Origin of the sequence: Pseudoalteromonas sp. SCSIO 43088, from assembly GCF_023650795.1 — a bacterium.
GTDB lineage: Bacteria > Pseudomonadota > Gammaproteobacteria > Enterobacterales > Alteromonadaceae > Pseudoalteromonas > Pseudoalteromonas shioyasakiensis.
This window is the reverse complement of sequence record NZ_CP072675.1, coordinates 705,001-723,354: the sequence shown is the minus strand read 5'-3', so window position 1 is coordinate 723,354 and position 18,354 is coordinate 705,001. Positions and strand designations below refer to the sequence as shown.

At 42.7% G+C, this 18,354-nt stretch carries 19 protein-coding genes and 2 rRNA genes (1 of these 21 only partly in view); 13 read left to right on the top strand and 8 right to left on the bottom strand.

Going from position 1 to position 18,354, the window contains the following annotated elements; all coding sequences use genetic code 11:
- The first annotated feature begins 45 nt into the window (after positions 1 to 45).
- On the top strand, positions 46 to 1,722 hold the full coding sequence (pilB, locus tag J8Z28_RS03335; RefSeq protein ID WP_055022084.1) for a type IV-A pilus assembly ATPase PilB: 1,677 nt from the start codon (positions 46 to 48) through the stop codon (positions 1,720 to 1,722).
- A 73-nt stretch (positions 1,723 to 1,795) separates the two neighbouring features.
- Positions 1,796 to 2,029 (top strand): DNA gyrase inhibitor YacG, encoded by a 234-nt coding sequence (yacG, locus tag J8Z28_RS03330; RefSeq protein ID WP_054562797.1) that lies wholly within the window; start codon positions 1,796 to 1,798, stop codon positions 2,027 to 2,029.
- Between the two features lie 56 nt (positions 2,030 to 2,085).
- Here yacG and J8Z28_RS03325 read toward each other — a convergent pair whose 3' ends face one another.
- Entirely contained in the window at positions 2,086 to 2,613 is a 528-nt protein-coding gene (locus J8Z28_RS03325; RefSeq protein ID WP_250659894.1) for a Spy/CpxP family protein refolding chaperone, read from the bottom strand.
- A gap of 171 nt (positions 2,614 to 2,784) precedes the next feature.
- On the opposite strand from J8Z28_RS03325, the gene J8Z28_RS03320 reads away from it, so the two are divergent.
- From J8Z28_RS03320 to J8Z28_RS03310, 3 genes are read left to right on the top strand one after another with little or no spacing between them, the layout of a single operon-like run.
- Complete coding sequence (locus J8Z28_RS03320) at positions 2,785 to 3,474, top strand: response regulator (RefSeq protein ID WP_250659893.1); 690 nt, start codon at positions 2,785 to 2,787, stop codon at positions 3,472 to 3,474.
- Position 3,475: 1 nt separating this feature from the next.
- The gene (locus tag J8Z28_RS03315; RefSeq protein WP_250659892.1) at positions 3,476 to 4,861 is read left to right on the top strand and encodes an ATP-binding protein; all 1,386 of its coding nucleotides are present in this window, start codon (positions 3,476 to 3,478) and stop codon (positions 4,859 to 4,861) included.
- Positions 4,862 to 5,803: an alpha/beta fold hydrolase gene (locus J8Z28_RS03310; RefSeq protein WP_250659891.1), complete on the top strand. Its 942-nt coding sequence runs from the start codon at positions 4,862 to 4,864 to the stop codon at positions 5,801 to 5,803.
- On the opposite strand, the gene J8Z28_RS03305 is transcribed toward J8Z28_RS03310, so the two are convergent.
- The gene (locus tag J8Z28_RS03305; RefSeq protein ID WP_082401648.1) at positions 5,782 to 6,690 is read right to left on the bottom strand and encodes a cation diffusion facilitator family transporter; all 909 of its coding nucleotides are present in this window, start codon (positions 6,688 to 6,690) and stop codon (positions 5,782 to 5,784) included. The genes J8Z28_RS03310 and J8Z28_RS03305 overlap by 22 nt on opposite strands.
- Before the next feature lie 101 nt (positions 6,691 to 6,791).
- Here J8Z28_RS03305 and trmL point away from each other — a divergent pair, with 101 nt between their 5' ends.
- The 4 genes from trmL (at position 6,792) to J8Z28_RS03290 (ending at position 9,244) form a co-directional block, all read left to right on the top strand.
- Entirely contained in the window at positions 6,792 to 7,256 is a 465-nt protein-coding gene (gene trmL, locus J8Z28_RS03300) for a tRNA (uridine(34)/cytosine(34)/5-carboxymethylaminomethyluridine(34)-2'-O)-methyltransferase TrmL (protein ID WP_054550977.1), read from the top strand.
- 104 nt (positions 7,257 to 7,360) lie between these two features.
- A complete protein-coding gene (locus tag J8Z28_RS03295) occupies positions 7,361 to 8,284 on the top strand; it encodes a diguanylate cyclase domain-containing protein (protein ID WP_250659890.1) in 924 nt (307 codons plus the stop codon).
- Positions 8,278 to 8,412, top strand: a complete 135-nt coding sequence (locus J8Z28_RS21895; RefSeq protein WP_350338384.1) for a hypothetical protein — start codon at positions 8,278 to 8,280, stop codon at positions 8,410 to 8,412. The genes J8Z28_RS03295 and J8Z28_RS21895 overlap by 7 nt, the downstream gene beginning before the upstream one ends.
- Positions 8,390 to 9,244, top strand: a complete 855-nt coding sequence (locus J8Z28_RS03290) for a putative bifunctional diguanylate cyclase/phosphodiesterase (RefSeq protein WP_250659889.1) — start codon at positions 8,390 to 8,392, stop codon at positions 9,242 to 9,244. Before J8Z28_RS21895 ends, J8Z28_RS03290 begins: the two co-directional genes overlap by 23 nt.
- 73 nt (positions 9,245 to 9,317) lie before the next feature.
- Here the strand turns inward: J8Z28_RS03290 and gpsA are convergent, their stop codons facing one another.
- The 4 genes from gpsA to J8Z28_RS03270 are packed head-to-tail and all read right to left on the bottom strand — an operon-like array spanning position 9,318 to position 11,575.
- Entirely contained in the window at positions 9,318 to 10,325 is a 1,008-nt protein-coding gene (gene gpsA / locus J8Z28_RS03285; RefSeq protein ID WP_055022087.1) for an NAD(P)H-dependent glycerol-3-phosphate dehydrogenase, read from the bottom strand.
- A 3-nt stretch (positions 10,326 to 10,328) separates the two neighbouring features.
- On the bottom strand, positions 10,329 to 10,814 hold the full coding sequence (gene secB / locus J8Z28_RS03280; protein ID WP_054550974.1) for a protein-export chaperone SecB: 486 nt from the start codon (positions 10,812 to 10,814) through the stop codon (positions 10,329 to 10,331).
- Positions 10,815 to 10,855: 41 nt separating this feature from the next.
- Positions 10,856 to 11,113 (bottom strand): glutaredoxin 3, encoded by a 258-nt coding sequence (grxC, locus tag J8Z28_RS03275; protein ID WP_054550973.1) that lies wholly within the window; start codon positions 11,111 to 11,113, stop codon positions 10,856 to 10,858.
- Positions 11,114 to 11,143: 30 nt separating this feature from the next.
- Positions 11,144 to 11,575, bottom strand: a complete 432-nt coding sequence (locus J8Z28_RS03270) for a rhodanese-like domain-containing protein (protein ID WP_054562817.1) — start codon at positions 11,573 to 11,575, stop codon at positions 11,144 to 11,146.
- Between the two features lie 192 nt (positions 11,576 to 11,767).
- On the opposite strand from J8Z28_RS03270, the gene gpmM reads away from it, so the two are divergent.
- From gpmM to J8Z28_RS03250, 4 genes are read left to right on the top strand one after another with little or no spacing between them, the layout of a single operon-like run.
- On the top strand, positions 11,768 to 13,312 hold the full coding sequence (gene gpmM / locus J8Z28_RS03265) for a 2,3-bisphosphoglycerate-independent phosphoglycerate mutase (RefSeq protein ID WP_250659888.1): 1,545 nt from the start codon (positions 11,768 to 11,770) through the stop codon (positions 13,310 to 13,312).
- Positions 13,313 to 13,315: 3 nt separating this feature from the next.
- Positions 13,316 to 14,455, top strand: a complete 1,140-nt coding sequence (locus tag J8Z28_RS03260) for a murein hydrolase activator EnvC family protein (RefSeq protein WP_250659887.1) — start codon at positions 13,316 to 13,318, stop codon at positions 14,453 to 14,455.
- A gap of 35 nt (positions 14,456 to 14,490) precedes the next feature.
- Positions 14,491 to 15,759, top strand: coding sequence for a S41 family peptidase (locus J8Z28_RS03255; protein WP_058586641.1), 1,269 nt, complete (start codon positions 14,491 to 14,493; stop codon positions 15,757 to 15,759).
- A 35-nt stretch (positions 15,760 to 15,794) separates the two neighbouring features.
- A complete protein-coding gene (locus J8Z28_RS03250; RefSeq protein ID WP_062566186.1) occupies positions 15,795 to 16,553 on the top strand; it encodes a divergent polysaccharide deacetylase family protein in 759 nt (252 codons plus the stop codon).
- A 439-nt stretch (positions 16,554 to 16,992) separates the two neighbouring features.
- On the opposite strand, the gene rrf is transcribed toward J8Z28_RS03250, so the two are convergent.
- Together rrf and J8Z28_RS03240 are read right to left on the bottom strand one after the other, a co-directional pair.
- A 5S ribosomal RNA gene (gene rrf, locus J8Z28_RS03245) occupies positions 16,993 to 17,107 on the bottom strand.
- Positions 17,108 to 17,232: 125 nt separating this feature from the next.
- Positions 17,233 to 18,354: ribosomal RNA gene (locus J8Z28_RS03240) — 23S ribosomal RNA — on the bottom strand (it continues 1,761 nt past the right edge of the window).

Sequence of the window (18,354 nt, the reverse complement as noted above, 5' to 3'; positions counted from 1 at the left end):
TTTTTCTGTTAGATTGTGGCAATAAAGGATCAATCTAGGTGCGCAATGAATATAAACTCACCGCTACTTCGAAAATTTATTACACTCGGTCGCATTGATGCAGAGACCGTAAAATCAAAGCAGCGCGAATATAACTCTACTGCAGAGCTTATTTCTAAAACATGTGGAATGGCTGGCCATGAGCTCGCAGAGCAATGTACAGACCTTTTTCGTGTGCCTTATTTTGACATCAAAGACTTTGATGTTGCGAACATTAGCGAAGAACTAGTTAAAGATAAACTAATTCGTGAGCACCACATTTTACCTCTAGTTAAAAAGGGCCGTAAGCTCTACATTGCAGCCTCAGATCCAACCGACTACGGTGCCTTTGAAAACTTTGAATTTAGTACTGGCCTTTCATGCGAAGTGGTCGTTGTTGATTACACGCAACTTGAAAATAAAATTGAGCAATTACTTGATGCCGCAGGTGGCTTACATTTAAGTGAAGATGAGTTTAAAGAACTTGGTGAGCTTGAAACAGAAGCCCCTCGCGACTTAGCTAGCAAAGATGAAGATAAAGACGATGCCCCTATTATCGTTTACATCAATAAAATTTTGATGGACGCAATTAAAAAAGGAGCCTCGGATCTACACTTTGAACCTTATGAACACCGCTACCGTGTGCGTTTTCGCATCGATGGTATTTTGCATGAAATGGCAAGTCCACCGAATAGCTTAGCGAGCCGTTTATCTGCACGTATCAAGGTTATGTCACGACTAGACATAGCAGAAAAACGTAAACCTCAAGACGGCCGTATTAAGCTTAAAATTACTGAACGTAAAAGTATCGACTTCCGTGTCAGTACCTTGCCTACCCTTTGGGGCGAGAAAATCGTAATGCGTATTCTCGACTCATCAAGTGCTATGCTAGGTATCGATGTGCTTGGTTATGAGCCAGAACAGAAAAAACTCTACATGGACGCACTTGAGCAACCACAAGGCATGATCTTAGTAACCGGTCCAACGGGCTCTGGTAAAACGGTATCACTTTATACGGGTTTGAATATTCTTAACCAGCCAGAGCGTAATATCAGTACCGCCGAAGATCCAGTAGAGATCAACCTTGAAGGGATTAACCAAGTACAAATTAATCCAAAGGCAGATATGACCTTTGCCAATGCATTAAAGGCTTTCTTACGACAAGATCCCGATGTCGTAATGGTTGGTGAGATCCGTGACCTTGAAACCGCTGAAATAGCAATTAAAGCGGCGCAAACAGGTCACTTGGTATTATCAACTCTGCATACAAACTCTGCGCCAGAGACCCTTACTCGTCTTTTAAATATGGGTGTTCCTGCTTATAACGTAGCAAGCTCTATCAGCCTTATTATTGCGCAGCGTCTAGCAAGACGACTTTGCCCTAAGTGTAAAACACCAGAAAAACTACCTGATGAAGAATTGATTCGCCAAGGTTTTGATAAAGACAAGCTCAATGAGGTTCAGTTATTCGCACCAAAAGGATGCGATAGCTGTACTGAAGGCTATAAAGGTCGAGTTGGTATTTATGAGGTAATGCAAATTACCCCTGAAATAGCACAAATTATTATGCGTGGTGGTAACTCACTCGAAATCGCTGAAGTATCTCTGCGCTCAGGCTTTAATGATCTGCGTTTATCTGGCCTGAAAAAAGCCGCTGATGGCGTTACCTCTTTAGCAGAAATAAACCGAGTAACGAGTTTCTAAACAAATTCGTTACTGGATTATCAGCTAACTGTTCAGTAAGATCTGACAAAAGTGCTTATTTGAGAGTTATTCCATGCCAACAGTTGTAAACTGCCCAACATGCAAAGCCAAAGTTGAATGGTCAGAGCAAAGCCCGCATCGTCCATTTTGCTCAAAACGCTGCCAGCTAATTGATTTAGGCGAGTGGTCGTTTGAAAACAATAAAATTTCTAGCCCAATTAGCAATGCTAATGATTTGAGCCAAGATATGATTGAAGATATCGAAGCAATGCTGGCTAAAAACGATGATTCATTCTTTAAAGAATAAAGCGTCAAATACAAAAAATGCGGCATATGCCGCATTTTTAATATAACCTATCACTTTTAACCTTCAGAACGCTCAGCTTTGCGTTCGCCTCGATGACCATGGTGGCCCTTTTTGTGACCTTTTTTACGCAGGTGCTTTTTAATCTCTTGATAGCTTTCGCGCTGTTCTGCATTTAAAACCTGCCAAATCGCATGGTCAGATTTCATTTTTAGCATGGCAAACTGCTGGCCTTTTTCTTGGCGCGCTTTAATCAGCTCTAATGCTGCATTTTCGTCAAATGCTTTTGTTGCTAATAACGCATCCATTTTCTCTTTGTGTGCTACACGAGCGGCTTTCATTGCATCTTTATCGCCACGCAGTGCTGCAAATTGTGTTTTCTGCTCGGCAAAAATTGCTTTAAGTTGCGTTTGCTGCTCTTCGGTAAGTTGTAATTTATCAATACCACGCTCAGAAAGTAAAAAACGAGCCTGTGGGTTCATACCACGGTTAAAGTCTCCTTTCGCCATTGCTGAAGTAGCACCTACACTGGCTGCTGCTAAACCACAAACAAGTACGAATTTAGAAAGCTTATTTGAAATAGTCATAATCATTACCTTTTGTTGGGTTGTGCTCTGTTGTCGTTTCCGACTGATGGGTTAACTATAACTAATTCAATGCAAAGGAACGCAAACCAGTGTAAAGGTTGTGTAAAGATTCACTTTTACACAATTTACTGAGTAAAATAACCTTAAAGAAATAAATAGCTAGGTGTCAGAATGAAACTATTAATGATCGACGACGATACAGGATTGTGCGAATTACTCAGCGAGTACTTATCAGCACAAGGTTTTACAGTAGAGTGTGTTCATGATGGCGCTGAAGGCCTAAAGCAAGCTATTAAGCATAACTATGAGCTAATATTGCTTGATGTGATGCTACCCTCTATGGATGGCTTTGAGGTGCTAAAGCAGTTAAGACAACATAAGCTTACTCCGGTGATCATGCTAACCGCGAAAGGCGAAGACTTTGATCGTATCTTTGGTTTAGAGCTAGGCGCAGATGATTATATTCCTAAGCCATTTAACCACAGAGAACTGCTAGCTCGCGTTAAAGCAATTACCCGTCGCATCGAACATATCAATAGCTTATCGAGCCAACAGACCAGCTCATTGAGTGTTAACAGCATCAATATTAATCTCGCAACACGAGAAGCTTCTGTTAAAGATAATGTACTGAGCCTAACCGGCACTGAGTATGAGATCCTTGCCATGCTAGTGCAACATGCCGGTGAAGTGATCAGCAAAGAGCAAATAAGTGAGCAAGTATTAGGTAGACGCCTTGCTCCTTTTGACCGCTCAATCGATATGCATGTCAGCAACATCCGTAAAAAAATTGCAGAGCATGTTAGTAATGAACGGATCAAAACCATGCGTGGCAGTGGTTATGTATTAATACAAGGCGAATAATATGCAAACTCCAAGCTGGCTAAAGCATCCCCGCCATTATTTGTTTTTAAAAATATTTGCTTGGTTTTGGGTTACTGTCATAGCGACTATCACAATACTGGTGTTTTTAAGCCAGTTAACGAGCAATGTCGGCAATGACGACCTGCGTGGACCCATGCTGAAAAATCTTGAGTACACTGCTAAAAGTATTGAACGCATTGTTGCTAAACACGGAAAATCAACTCAAGAGGTTTTATCTCATCCGCGCTTATCAAAGCATAAATTACTGTACTTAAATGGTGAGGTTCATGGTGTTGAAATGCTTAGCGAACCTGTATCCAAAGACATTGATTTAAGCTTGCTGAACTTTACCAAATATATGCGTCCGCAAATTATTTTTACCGATGAATACCAAGCTTATGGGCCGGTAGCTTTGAATGTACCCGAAGGTAAATTTTATCTTTATGAAATCGATGAAAAACGCAAGAAACCGTTTTTTGTCAGCCTATGGCTAATGCCAGTTTGGCTCAAGCTGCTTATTGCTTTAATCGCCTCATTGATGTTGAGTTTCTTCTTTAGCCGTAACTTAATTGCACCTATTAATAGTTTAAAAGAAACCGCAAAAAAGCTTGCTCATGGCGATTTAACTGCCCGTGCCGATGTATCTCCTACTCGTCAAGATGAGTTAGGTGTACTTGGTCGTGACTTTAATACCATGGCAGTACAACTTGAGCAGCTTATTAGCGCTCAAAAACGACTGCTAGCAGATATTTCTCATGAACTACGTTCACCATTAACGCGCTTAAAAATGGCTACAGGCCTTGCACAAATGCAAGCCGATGATGCTCAACACGCTTATTTAGAGCGCATTGAAAAAGAGGCCAATCAGCTCGATAAAATGATTGCCGATGTACTTCAAGTTTCACGCTTAGAAGCCAAAAGCCAGACTCTGGCGCTGAGTACACAATCCTTACAAGTGATTGTTGATCATGTACTCAACGATGCTCAATTTGAGGCCAAGCAAAGTAATAAAGAGCTTATCGTAAATGGTACACTAACAGCCGATTTAAAATGCGATGAAACCTTAATAGCCAGCGCGCTTGAGAATGTACTTCGCAATGCCATTAAATACGCAGAACATTCAATCTCAATAGGCTTAGTTGAATCAGATGCTATCTACATCACTATTTGTGATGACGGTAAAGGGGTTGATGAAGCAAACCTAGCAAGGCTGTGTGAACCTTTCTTCCGTCAGGAGCATGCACGTGATAGAAGCACTGGCGGCACGGGCTTAGGTCTTGCTATTGCAAAGAATGCTATCTCAGCACATGATGGTACACTAACACTTGAAAACCAAGAACATGGCGGACTGTGCGTAAACATCCGCCTACCTTATAAGAGTGAGTAAATGTTTTATAGTAGCGAAGCAAGTCTTGTTAATAACCTACCTAATATTAATCAGTTTTTTTCTGAGCAATTACAGCAAGACTTTCTGAGCACCGCTCATGGCAAGCTTTATTACGGCTATGCAATTCCCCAACAAGCAAAAACGGCCATCGTTATCAGTACTGGCCGAATAGAGTCTTTAATTAAGTACAAAGAGTTACTGTGGGAGCTATATCAAAATGGCTTTGCAGTTTTTAGTGTTGATCACCAGGGGCAAGGTCGCTCTTATCGTCATTTAAAAAACTCTCATAAGGGTTTTGTAAACCGCTTTACTGACTACGCAGATGACTTTGCTGTATTTATAGAAAAAGTGGTGCATCAACACTGGCAAGGAAAGCAGGTTTTGCTTGGCCACTCTATGGGCAGTGCCATTGCCTATGATTACCTATCGCGCTATCAGCATCAATTTGCGGGTGCTTTTTTATCAGCGCCGATGTTTGATATCTATACCAAAGGCACGCCAAAGCCTGTAGCAAAACTGGCTGCTAAAATTGCATCCTTACTTGGTCTTGGCCGCAGCTACGCATTTGGCCAAAGCGATTATTTACCAGTCGACTTTGCAGCTAATGAACTAACCAGTAGTGAAATTCGATATAAACTGTTCAGAGAGCTTTATGCAGCAGAAGGTGATTTACAACTAGGTGGCGTAACCTATGGCTGGCTCAATGCATCGTTTGATTTTATTGCTTCTTTAGTCGATAAAAAAGTCGATATTCCTTTGTTTATCGCAAGCGCCGAGCAAGATACCGTAGTCGATAACGCTGCGCAATTTGCACTTACCCATAGGCAAAAGCAAGCACAACTAAAAAGTTATGCGGGCGCTCGCCACGAACTATTGTGTGAACGCGACGAGATCAGACAAACAATACTCAGCGATTTTTATCAATTTTGTGCAGAACTTTGACGTGTTTTGTTAACCACAGAAAGTGGGTCTAGGTGCATCAAAATATCCATTTCACAATCAAAATGCGTTTGAATTAACGCTTCTACTTCATCAGCAACTTGATGCGCTCTTATCAATGATAATGAGTCTTCCAGCTCTAAATGCATCTGAATAAACTTAATTTTACCACCTTGGCGGGTGCGAATATCATGGGCGCCAAATACGTCTTGATGGCTATTCACAATGGCCAGTATTTGTTGTTTTTCTTCATCTGGGAGCTCTTTATCCATTAAGTGATCAGCACTTTCGCGAGCAATATCCCAGCTGTTATAAAGTAAATAAACAGCCACCCCAATAGCAAATAATGGATCGGCATAAGCGACGCCGTACTTAGCTAACACAATTGCCAGTAATACCGCCAAGTTTAAGATTAAATCGCCTTTATAGTGAATTGAGTCTGCTTTAATGGCGATTGATTCGGTGTGATTAATCACCTTAGTTTGTACAAACACCACCACGAGCGTACAAACAATAGCGAAAATACTAACCCAAATACCAAGGTCTGAATGCTTTAAGGTTACCGGATTAAATAAGCGCTCAATGCCATGAAACGCTAAAAAGCAACCTGAGCCAGCTATAAAAGCGGCCTGTGCAAGCCCGGCTAATGCTTCGGCTTTTCCGTGACCAAAGCGATGGTCGTCATCAGCAGGGCGTAGTGCATAACCTAGCACTAAAAAACTCATCAGTGAGGCTGTGATATCCATTAACGAATCGGTCAATGAACCCAGCATTGACGCCGAGCCAGATGCAAGCCAAGCCCAGCTTTTTGCTGCGATCATTAAACTCACCATAACAATGGTGACTATACTGGCTGTTTTAACCCAAAACTCATAACTACGATGCTGCACAACAACTTACCTTTAGTGAGTAACTGTGTTGAGTATATCATCTTTTAATTCTAGTTCGTGTATACTCAGCAGCAGATCAAATCCTTATAAATGAGATTCACATGCTTGATATTGTGTTGTACCAACCAGAAATTCCACCAAACACGGGTAATATCATTCGCTTATGCGCAAACACAGGTTATGCGTTACACCTAATTGAACCCCTTGGTTTTGAGTGGGATGATAAACGCGTAAAACGTGCAGGTCTTGATTATCATGAGTTTAGCCATGTACAGCGCCATGCCTCGTTTGAAGCTTATCTAGAAAAATGCCAACCGAAAAAAGTCTATGCTTGCACCACAAAGGGCAGTCAATTTCACCATCAAGCACAATACCAACCTGGTGATTGTTTAGTGTTTGGCCCTGAAACGCGTGGCTTACCTGATGAACTCATTCAATCGTTGCCGAAAGAGCAACGTGTACGCATTCCAATGCAAAAAGATAGCCGTAGTATGAACTTATCTAACTCAGTTGCTGTATTTGTTTATGAATCTTGGCGTCAGCTGGGGTTTGTGAACGGTCAATAACTCATTGAAAAAGCGCTTGTAATAAATATTTACTAATTGTTTAGCACGACCATTTTTTATGGACTAACCTAAATAGGTTAGTTTGTTCCTAAAGATGGATTTTAATGCGCTTTTTCGCCAGAGTATGCAGTATCATTTTGCTGATGCAGCACTTTTATAGTGCTGCTTCTGCTGCTGTGTCTAATCCCTCTATCTCGCAAGCCCCTAATACAACGCCCCTGTTACTACTGATCCTTTTAGCGATTGTCATCCTCATTGGTGCAGTCATTTACTATCAAAGAAACCAAAAGATGACGCTGATGGATGCCCTACTTTCCCAGTCTAAAGATGGCATTTGGGTCACCGATGAACAGTTTAGGATCATAAAAATCAATAACGCATTTAGTGAAATATCGGGTTATAAGAAAGCTGATGTACTTGGTAAAAAATTCAAAGCATTAACGCAAGCCGGCCGTGATACACAACTCGAAGAAATCATCCAACAAGAACTAAGAAATGACGGTTATTGGTCTGGCGAAATTTGGAATTTACGCAAAGATGGGCAACCCTACGCCATTGATTTATGTATAACAAAAGTGACCACACCACGCTTTGCAAAAAGCTCTGTACGTTACGTTGGCATGTTTTCTGATGTCACAGCTCGTAAGAATAACGAGCGAACTATGCTCAAGCTCACTACCAAAGACAGTGTCACAGGCTTATCAAACCGTGCCATTTTTATAGAGTCCCTTGAAAAAGCAATCAATGCTTGTAACGACACTTACCCTAGCCTGTTGATCATCTTTATTGATATAGACAACTTTAAAAAAATTAACGATTCGCTCGGTCACACAATTGGCGATGTACTACTAAAAGAGGTAGCCTGTCGTTTAACTGACTCTCTAAATTCAGGCTTTACCATTGCAAGACTCGGTGCAGATGAATTTGCGGTACTGGTACCGCCCTATCTTTATTCAGGTCAAACCGTATTCTTTGCAAAAAAACCGCAGACATCGTCCTTCAGCAGTTTAAAACCCCATTTATGTTAGATGGCTTTGAGACTTCACTATCTGCCTGCTGTGGTCTTGCTATCTACCCAGACAACGCCTACAACTGTGAATACTTAATGCGCAGCGCAAATAGTGCTTTGAATCATGCAAAAAAAAATGGGCCGTAATACGTATCAATTTTTTGATAAAGAGCGCCATACTCTCGATCCAACCGAATTAACCAAAGAGAGCGCTTTATTTAAAGCCATTACCAACAATGAGTTTGAGCTTTATTTTCAGCCTAAGTTTGATGCCCAGCATAATCAGTTATACGGCTTTGAAGCATTAGTTCGCTGGCCTCAAGAAGATGGCAGTGTTATTAACCCCGATGAGTTCATTCCGCTTGCCGAACAAAATGGTGCCATTATTCCGCTCACCCAATTACTGATGGAGCAGCTGCTTAATCAACTGGCCCAGTGGCGAAAACAAAACATTTCGTTTGGTAATGTCGCTATTAATATTTCAGCCTTACACTTTCAGCAAAGTAGTCTTATTGAAACACTCATCGACAACTTAGCTAAATTTGACGTACCGGCACATTGCTTAGAACTCGAGATCACAGAAAGCGCCATGATGGATAACCCTGAGTTTGCAGAGCAGCAAATGAAACGCATTAAATCGATTGGTGTGCACATCGCGCTGGATGACTTTGGCACCGGTCATTCATCACTCAGTTACTTAAAGCGTTTTCCAATCGATACACTCAAAATCGACAAATCATTCGTTAAAGATATCGATAAAAACGACCAAGATCGCAACATCACCGCCACCATAGTGCGGCTAGCTAAGTATTTGGACATAAATGTGGTTGCTGAAGGAGTAGAAACTGAAGAGCAAGCCTACATGCTGCATATTATGGGCTGTCATTTTCAACAAGGTTACTATTACTGCAAGCCATTAAAAGCCAATCAAGTCAGCGAATTTATTAATGACACGCTAGAAAAGCAGCAATCTAGCTAATGGTTGCAACGGTACATCAAATAAAAACGCGATTAATAAATCGCGTTTTTTATTTAACAGTGCACAATCTAAATTATTCAGATTTTTGCTCACGGCCAAGTAGTGCCATCGCAGCTTCTTTTACATCTTTATTTTCATAAAGTACTTGGTAAATTTGCTCCGTTATTGGCATTTCAATACCTGTGCGTTCAGCAAGTAAATACACTTCTTTGGTATTTCTGTAGCCTTCAACAACCTGACCAATAGATTCAATTGCAGCTTCTACGCCTTCACCCTTGCCAAGAGCAAGACCAAAGCGACGGTTACGAGATTGGTTATCTGTACAGGTTAAGATCAAGTCACCAAGGCCAGCCATACCCATAAAGGTATCTGAACGGGCACCTAATGCACACCCTAAACGGCAAAGCTCAGCTAAACCGCGAGTGATTAAGGCAGTACGTGCGTTGGCACCAAAGCCAAAACCATCAGACATACCAGCGCCAATCGCAATCACATTTTTAACTGCACCACCAAGCTGTATTCCAATAAAGTCATCATTGTTATACACCCTAAATGAGCGGCCACAGTGTAAAAGATCAGCTAGTTGCTTGGCAAAATCTTTAGAGGTAGACGATACCGAAATAGCGGTTGGTAAACCCATTGCCATTTCTTTTGCAAAAGTAGGTCCTGAAAGCACAGCCAGAGGAACATCATCTCCTAGCTCTTGTACCGCTACTTCTTGCAATAAACGCCCTGTATTTGGCTCTAAACCTTTGGTAGCCCATGCAACTTCAGCACCTTCTGACAACCAAGGTTTGATTTTTTGCAGCGTGCCAGCAAAAGCATGACTCGGCACAACAACCAAAATGATCTTGCTTGCTTTAACTGCCGTTTCTAAATCTGCTTCTAGTTGGAGGGTTTCAGGAAAGCTAACATCCGGAACATAACGTTGATTCTTTCGCTCAGCTGCAAGCGTAGCAACGTCATCGCTATTGCGGCCCCACAAAGTTACTGGGTGGCCATTTCTGGCAAAGCAAATAGCAAGGGCGGTGCCATAAGACCCCGCCCCTAATACTGTAACAGCTGATTGTGCTGTACTCATAGCTTATGCGTCTGCAGTTGCCTGTTGATCTTGAGCTGCACGTTGTTGCATGTATTGAGCAAATAGTGCGTCAAAGTTAACTGGCGCTAAGTTTAATTGTGGGAAAGTACCACGGTTAACTAGGTTTGATACTGCTTCACGTGCGTAAGGGAAAAGTACGTTCGGGCAGAAAGCACCTAACATGTGTGCAAGTTGAACTTCTTCAACTTCACCAATTGTGAAAATACCCGCTTGTTGGATTTCACATAGGAATGCAGTTTCTTCACCGATTGAAGCTGTTACTGTTAACGCAAGAACAACTTCAAACACACCTTCTTCTAATTTGTTAGAACGAGTATCTAAGTCAAGCTTAACTTCAGGAGTCCACTCTTTTTGGAAAATAGCAGGTGAGTTAGGCGTCTCAAAAGAAACATCTTTAGTGTAGATGCGTTGGATTGAGAATTGAGCGCCGGCTTGTTCTGCTGCTGCGTTTTGATTTTCTTCGTTCATTGTAATTCCTAACTTGTATTCGTTTTTATATTTAAAGTTTATTAAGCGTTAAGCTTTGCGTCTAAAAGGCCTTGCGCTTCAATTGCCATCATGTCGTCACAACCGCCGATATGTTCATCATTAATGAAAATTTGCGGAACTGTGTAACCACCATTTGCTTTGTCGATCATTTCATCACGACGCTCAGGGTGAACACCAATATCGATATTCGTGTAGTCTACACCTTTACTGTCTAATAACGCCAAAGCACGTTGGCAGAATGGACAGTATGCTTTTGTGTAAAGAACAACATTACTCATAATAATTCCTCTATCGGGCAGTGAGCCTTATTAACGACCGGTCGTTGTTGGTAAGCTAGCTGATTGCCAAGCGCCCATACCGCCCGCTAATACATAAACACGCTCAAAACCAGCTTTATGCATTGCAGTTGCGATACCTGAGGCAGTCATGCCCGTGGTACATACTAGTATAATGGGTTTAGTCTTAAACTTTTCAAGGCTTGAAAAATCAGATTGCTTTGCTTTTTCCGGATTTAAGTGAGTTGCGCCTGCAATACGGCCAGAGTTAAACTCTTTTTGTGCACGTATATCAATCACTTGACCATCATCACGGTTAATTAGCAAGGTAAGTTGCTGTGGGTTGATTTGACGGATAGCCGAAAATTTACTTTTAAACCAACTGCTGATCAGCATAGCGACTAATGCTAACCAGATAATGCTCAAAACCGGATGATTCGAGATAAATTCAATATATTGATCCATGCGTTTTCCACTAAGAAATTTAGGTACCATAGCGCATAGCCATGGGTTAATTAAAATTTGCCACGCAAGTATACGTGCTTCAATTGAAAATGCTAGGGCGTGAAATATTTTAATATGACATATTGATAGCTGATCAAAACCATAAAACACGGTATGCTAGTGATATATAAGTGCCAATCTTCAGGAGCTATAATGACAGAGCATAAAAAACCATTGGTATTAATGATCTTAGACGGTTGGGGATACCGTGAAGACACAGAAAGTAACGCCATACTTGCTGCTAATACCCCAGTACTCGACAACCTTTGGGCAACCCGCCCACATACATTAATTTCAGGTTCGGGACTTGATGTTGGTTTACCTGCAGGACAAATGGGTAACTCTGAAGTAGGCCATGTAAATTTAGGTGCTGGCCGTATCGTTTACCAAGATTTTACTCGCATCACTAAAGCCATTGATGATGGTGAGTTCGATAGCAACCCAGCGCTTGTTGATAATATCGACAAAGCTGTAAATGCAGGCAAAGCCGTGCATATTATGGGTCTTTTAAGTCCAGGTGGTGTTCATAGTCACGAAGACCATATTGTGGCAACGATTGAACTTGCAGCTAAGCGCGGTGCAAAAGAAGTTTACTTCCACGGTTTCTTAGACGGCCGTGACACACCGCCACGTAGCGCAAAAGCATCAATTGAGCGGATCGAAGCCCTATTTGCGGAACTAGGCTGTGGCCGTTTAGCGACGCTTGTTGGTCGTTACTATGCAATGGACCGCGATAACCGTTGGAATCGTGTCGAGCTTGCTTATGATGTTATGGTGAGTGGGATTGCAGAATACAGCTACACTGACGGTGTAACCGCACTAGAAGCTGCTTATGCACGTGACGAGAACGACGAGTTCGTAGCTGCAACAACTGTTGTACCAGAAGGCCAAACAGCGGCTGAGATCAATGATGGCGACACTGTTATCTTTGCTAACTTTAGAGCAGACCGAGCACGTGAAATGACTCGTGCCTTTGTTGATGCTGACTTCAGTGGTTTTGATAAGAAAAAATCACCACAGTTAAGCGCATTTGTAATGATGACTGAGTATGCAGCAGACATTAAAGCGCCGATTGCATTTGCCCCAGAGCCTTTAACAAATGTATTAGGCGAATGGTTAGAGAAGCAAGGTAAAACACAGCTACGTATTTCTGAAACAGAAAAATACGCACACGTGACCTTTTTCTTCAGCGGTGGCCGTGAAGATGAATTTGTTGGTGAGACTCGCGAACTAATTCCATCACCACAAGTAGCAACATACGATCTGCAACCAGAAATGAACTCTGAAATGCTGACCGATAAACTTGTTGAAGCAATCGCTAGCGGTAAATACGATGCCATCATCTGTAACTACCCTAACGGAGACATGGTAGGTCACTCTGGCGTATTCGAAGCAGCAGTGAAAGCATGTGAAGCAGTTGATCATTGTATTGGTCGTGTAGTTGCAGCACTTGAAGAACATGGTGGTGAAGCGCTTATTACAGCCGATCATGGTAATGCTGAACAAATGGCTAACCCAGCAACGGGCCAAGCACATACCGCACACACTAGTGAGCCAGTGCCATTTATCTATGTTGGCCGTGATGCAACACCACATGATGGTAAAACATTGAGTGACGTGGCTCCAACTATGCTTCACCTACTCGGCTTAGAGCAGCCAAGTGAAATGACTGGTAAACCAATCATGACGCTGAAATAAGCTATGAGTAAATGTATTAACCACTTCCTTAAAACTGGTTTAATACTGACTTCATTAGTAACAACTTCGGTTGTTGCTAATGAAGATCAAACCAAAAAAGACTTATCAGACATTCAATCAGCTTTACAAAAAACAGAGGCTGAGCTTAAAGGTCAACGCAAGTCCATTGCCCAAATGCGCAAAGATCTGCGCGCCCATGAACTCGACATAGCTCAAAATGCCAAAGCATTAAACCTTGCCGCCCAATCAGTTAAAGAAAATGAGCAACAACAACGAGAACAACAAGCTAAAGCTGAGCAACTTAAAGCCCAGCAAGCACAGCGCCAAACCTTATTAGCTGCACAACTAAAAAGCGCCTATATGGCGGGTAGCCATGACTACTCTAAAATGTTGCTTAACCAACAAGACACAGCCAAAATTGAGCGCACATTAAGTTATTACAATTACCTAAATAAAGCACGTATCGAACAAATCGAAGAGCTCAAAGCACTGCAGCAAGAAATTGCAGACAACCAAGCTGAGCTTGAAAAAACCAAACAACGTCTAGTTGCCTTATATGATGAGCAAAAAAGACGCCAGCAAGCTCTAGTCAATGCACAGCAAGAGCGTAAAACTAACCTCAATAAACTCCAGTCAGCGTTAAAAGAAACGAAGAGCTCAATTGATTACTTAAAAGAAAATGAGCAAACCCTGATCACCGCCATTGAAGAGCTTGAACAAGAGCGAAACGAAAAAGTTGAATTACTAGGCTTACAAAGTAGTAAGGGCAAACTCGACTGGCCAACCAAAGGAGCTTTACGCCACCGCTTTGGACAACGCAAGCACGGCAACATAGATTGGAAAGGCGTACTTATCAGCGCCAAAGAAGGCAGTAATGTTAAAAGCGTACAGAACGGCCAAGTGGTTTACGCTGACTGGCTAAATGGCTTTGGCTGGGTTATCGCAATTGATCATGGCGATGGCTTTATGAGCTTATATGGTCACGCTCAAACTCTACTTCGCGATGTTGGCGACCTTGTTAGAGAAGGTGAAACAATTGCATTAGTCGGTCAAAGCGGCGGACAACCGGATCCTGGTCTATACTTTGAAATACGCCACAAAGGACGCGCAGTAAATCCTGTAAAATGGTGCAGACGCATTTAATTGATTAAATAGCTGCACTCTATGAGGAGCAGCTGATGCTAAACACAACTTACTCTTACAAAGCTCATTTTTCCCCAGCTAAGTTTTTTACTCAGCTGTCTTTTTTATTACTTGTCAGCTTGCTATGCCTGATACTGCAATCGTTTCAGGCTGTTGCAAAACCCTCGTTGCAGTCTCTACAGCATCAGCAACTAAACGAAATCCTATTTAATATCCATACATATTATGTTGATGATCTGAAGCTACAAAACTCATTTGTAACCCAGCCTGATAACTTACAAGTTGAGGCGTTATTCGAACGCCTTGATCCATACTCAAAATATCTCGACGAAACTGAGCTCGATGCTATCTTCAGTAGCACTAATGGTAGATACACAGGACTCGGTATAGAAGTAAAAGTTGAAGATGGTCGGGTTTATATTGTTAACACTATTAATAACTCACCTGCGGCGCTTGCGGGTCTTCAGGTAAATGATGAAGTTATAGCGATTAATCAACAACCTATTTTAGACAAAAGCATCGAAGAAGTGGCTAAATTAATTCGCCAAAGCGGTCAAAGTGCTGTCGATGTCGCTGTAAAAAGAGAGAAAGATACTGAGCTAAACTTCTCGATTAAGCGCCAACAAATCAACTTACAAAGCGTTCATGGCCATTTAGCAGATACAGGCGTTGCGCTTATCAGTATCAACTCATTCAATAACCACACATTACACGATGTTGCTCGGGAGCTTGCAAAAATGCAGGTCACCAATAGCTTCCCTCTTTCAGGTTTAATTATTGATTTACGCGATAACCCAGGCGGTACATTACAAGGGGCCATTGAAGTTGCAGATCTGTTCTTAGATAACGGCACCATAGTGTCAACCAAAGGCCGCTTTAATGAAGCTAATCAGAAGTATAAAGCCCATAAAGGCGACATACTCAGTGGCGCTCCCATTGCTGTACTGATTAACGAAAACTCTGCCTCTGCGGCTGAAATACTCGCAGCAGCACTGAGAGATAATCAACGAGCGGTGCTAATTGGCGAAACTTCTTTTGGTAAGGGCTCAGTGCAATCGCTGATACCTTTAGGTAACGGTAATACCGCATTGAAACTGACTACAGCACGTTATTACACACCCGCGGGTCAATCTATCGATGGAAAGGGGATCACCCCAGATGTGAGTATTAATCAAACAATGCTTTCAGAAATTGACCAAGGCGTTATAATAAAAAACATCCAAGAATTGGCGCTTTTTAGCTCACTTCTAGATGGACAAGACAAAAAGCAACTTACAGCAAAGCAGCTCTTTATTATGCAGTAAGTAAATGCTCACAACGGATATAATAATTACAAAAAGTGAATTTAAAAACAGGCTTATTACTCGCCGTATGTTGCCTACCGCTATTCTGCCAAGCAAAGCAAATAGCCATAGTAATTGATGATATAGGCAATCATCAGCGCGACCTTGAAATATTAAACTTACCAGGGCAAGTGACCTTCTCAATCTTGCCCCATACACCCTATTCACAAATATTTGCTGAGCGCGCTAGTAAAACTCATAAAGAATTACTTTTACATGTACCAATGCAAGCGCTTGATAAAACTAAAGCACTTGGTCCGGGTGCACTCACCGATACTATGAGTAAGTCAGAGTTACAAACAACCCTTGGTCATGCGTTAGCCTCTCTACCACAAGTAAAAGGGGTCAATAACCACATGGGTTCTGAGTTAACACAACTTACAGAGCCAATGAAATGGACGATGGAAATATTAAAGAAACGCGGTTTATACTTCTTAGATAGCCGAACAACCAGTCAAAGTGAAGCACAAAACGTTGCTAACCTCTATGGTGTGGCTAATGTATCTCGCCATGTATTTCTTGATAACAATGTCACCCAAAGCCAGCTACAACATCAACTTGAAGAACTAAAAAGCAAAGCTGAACACTTCAACTACGCAATCGCCATAGCCCACCCCTATCCAGAAACCGTTGCTTTTCTACAACAAGCTCTCCCAGAATTACAACAGCAAGGCTTCGAGCTTGTTCCCCTCTCACAACTAGTCGAAACAAAATACATTCAGCTTGCCAAAGCAGAGCAAAGGCAAGGGGAATGAGTGTTATAAAAGTAAGTTAGCGAGAGTAAAGTTAGCGAGGGGAAAGTTTTAAGGTCTGGCGTAGGTTGGGTAGAGCGAAGCGAAACCCAACACAGAGCTTTCAGCCGTCAGCGATCAGCCGCGCGGTTTGGGTGTTTGGTGCTGCGTCTTCCTATGCCGGAGGCTCTAGGTTCTAGGTTCTAGGTTCTAGGTTCTAGGTTCTAGGTTCTAGGTTCTAGGTTCTAGGTTCTAGGTTCTAGGTTCTAGGCAAAGTGTACTTGTAGGAATGGCCTTAGCCATGAATGTGTTTGTTATGGTCTAGATTCGGCACTGAAGTGCCTCCTACTGGGGTGTTGCTGAGGGAGACTCTGTGTTTCAACTGACGTCTGACGGCTGAAAGCTGACAGCTCCAAATGCAAAAAAGCCCGACTCTTTCGAATCGGGCTTTCTCTTATTTGGAGCCTGGCGATGACCTACTTTCACATAGCAGCTGCTACACTATCATCGGCGCTGTTTCGTTTCACTACTGAGTTCGGCATGGGGTCAGGTGGGTCCAAAACGCTATTGTCACCAAGCAAATTTGGTTTTAATTCGCTCTTTTGAGCAAATTAATAAATTTGGAATTCTGATATCAAGTAAATATCTACTTTAGTAACTTAACTTCTGTCGTTACGCTGTCATAAAACGCGTTTGGCGTTGTATGGTTAAGCCTCACGGGTAATTAGTACAGGTTAGCTTAATGGCTCGCACCACTTCCACATCCTGCCTATCAACGTTGTAGTCTTCAACGGCCCTTCAGAGACTTTAAAAGTCTAGTGAGAACTCATCTCGAGGCCTGCTTCGCGCTTAGATGCTTTCAGCGCTTATCAGTTCCGAACGTAGCTACCGGGCAGTGCCATTGGCATGACAACCCGAACACCAGCGGTTCGTTCACTCCGGTCCTCTCGTACTAGGAGCAACCCCTCTCAATTCTCAAACGCCCACGGCAGATAGGGACCGAACTGTCTCACGACGTTCTAAACCCAGCTCGCGTACCACTTTAAATGGCGAACAGCCATACCCTTGGGACCGACTTCAGCCCCAGGATGTGATGAGCCGACATCGAGGTGCCAAACACCGCCGTCGATATGAACTCTTGGGCGGTATCAGCCTGTTATCCCCGGAGTACCTTTTATCCGTTGAGCGATGGCCCTTCCATTCAGAACCACCGGATCACTATGACCTACTTTCGTACCTGCTCGACGTGTCTGTCTCGCAGTTAAGCTGGCTTCTACCATTACACTAACCGTACGATGTCCGACCGTACTTAGCCAACCTTCGTGCTCCTCCGTTACTCTTTGGGAGGAGACCGCCCCAGTCAAACTACCCACCAGGCACTGTCCGTAATCCCGATTAGGGACCAACGTTAGAACATCAACACTACAAGGGTGGTATTTCAAGGACGGCTCCACAAAGACTAGCGTCTCTGCTTCAAAGCCTCCCACCTATCCTACACATGTAGGGTCAATGTTCAGTGCCAAGCTGTAGTAAAGGTTCACGGGGTCTTTCCGTCTAGCCGCGGGTACACAGCATCTTCACTGCGATTTCAATTTCACTGAGTCTCGGGTGGAGACAGCGTGGCCATGGTTACACCATTCGTGCAGGTCGGAACTTACCCGACAAGGAATTTCGCTACCTTAGGACCGTTATAGTTACGGCCGCCGTTTACCGGGGCTTCGATCAAGAGCTTCGTCCGAAAACTAACCCCATCAATTAACCTTCCGGCACCGGGCAGGTGTCACACCGTATACGTCATCTTGCGATTTTGCACAGTGCTGTGTTT

Bases quoted from the DNA above. Each gene is read 5' to 3' on its own strand.
- gpmM (WP_250659888.1), top strand. From the start codon at position 11,768: ATGACAGAGCATAAAAAACCATTGGTATTAATGATCTTAGACGGTTGG.
- secB (WP_054550974.1), bottom strand. From the start codon at position 10,814: ATGAACGAAGAAAATCAAAACGCAGCAGCAGAACAAGCCGGCGCTCAA.
- J8Z28_RS03270 (WP_054562817.1), bottom strand. From the start codon at position 11,575: ATGGATCAATATATTGAATTTATCTCGAATCATCCGGTTTTGAGCATT.
- J8Z28_RS03290 (WP_250659889.1), top strand. From the start codon at position 8,390: ATGCAAAAAAAAATGGGCCGTAATACGTATCAATTTTTTGATAAAGAG.
- gpsA (WP_055022087.1), bottom strand. From the start codon at position 10,325: ATGAGTACAGCACAATCAGCTGTTACAGTATTAGGGGCGGGGTCTTAT.
- J8Z28_RS03320 (WP_250659893.1), top strand. From the start codon at position 2,785: ATGAAACTATTAATGATCGACGACGATACAGGATTGTGCGAATTACTC.
- J8Z28_RS03310 (WP_250659891.1), top strand. From the start codon at position 4,862: ATGTTTTATAGTAGCGAAGCAAGTCTTGTTAATAACCTACCTAATATT.
- J8Z28_RS03255 (WP_058586641.1), top strand. From the start codon at position 14,491: ATGCTAAACACAACTTACTCTTACAAAGCTCATTTTTCCCCAGCTAAG.
- grxC (WP_054550973.1), bottom strand. From the start codon at position 11,113: ATGAGTAATGTTGTTCTTTACACAAAAGCATACTGTCCATTCTGCCAA.
- J8Z28_RS03315 (WP_250659892.1), top strand. From the start codon at position 3,476: ATGCAAACTCCAAGCTGGCTAAAGCATCCCCGCCATTATTTGTTTTTA.
- trmL (WP_054550977.1), top strand. From the start codon at position 6,792: ATGCTTGATATTGTGTTGTACCAACCAGAAATTCCACCAAACACGGGT.
- yacG (WP_054562797.1), top strand. From the start codon at position 1,796: ATGCCAACAGTTGTAAACTGCCCAACATGCAAAGCCAAAGTTGAATGG.
- J8Z28_RS03295 (WP_250659890.1), top strand. From the start codon at position 7,361: ATGCGCTTTTTCGCCAGAGTATGCAGTATCATTTTGCTGATGCAGCAC.
- J8Z28_RS21895 (WP_350338384.1), top strand. From the start codon at position 8,278: ATGTTAGATGGCTTTGAGACTTCACTATCTGCCTGCTGTGGTCTTGCT.
- J8Z28_RS03260 (WP_250659887.1), top strand. From the start codon at position 13,316: ATGAGTAAATGTATTAACCACTTCCTTAAAACTGGTTTAATACTGACT.
- pilB (WP_055022084.1), top strand. From the start codon at position 46: ATGAATATAAACTCACCGCTACTTCGAAAATTTATTACACTCGGTCGC.
- J8Z28_RS03325 (WP_250659894.1), bottom strand. From the start codon at position 2,613: ATGACTATTTCAAATAAGCTTTCTAAATTCGTACTTGTTTGTGGTTTA.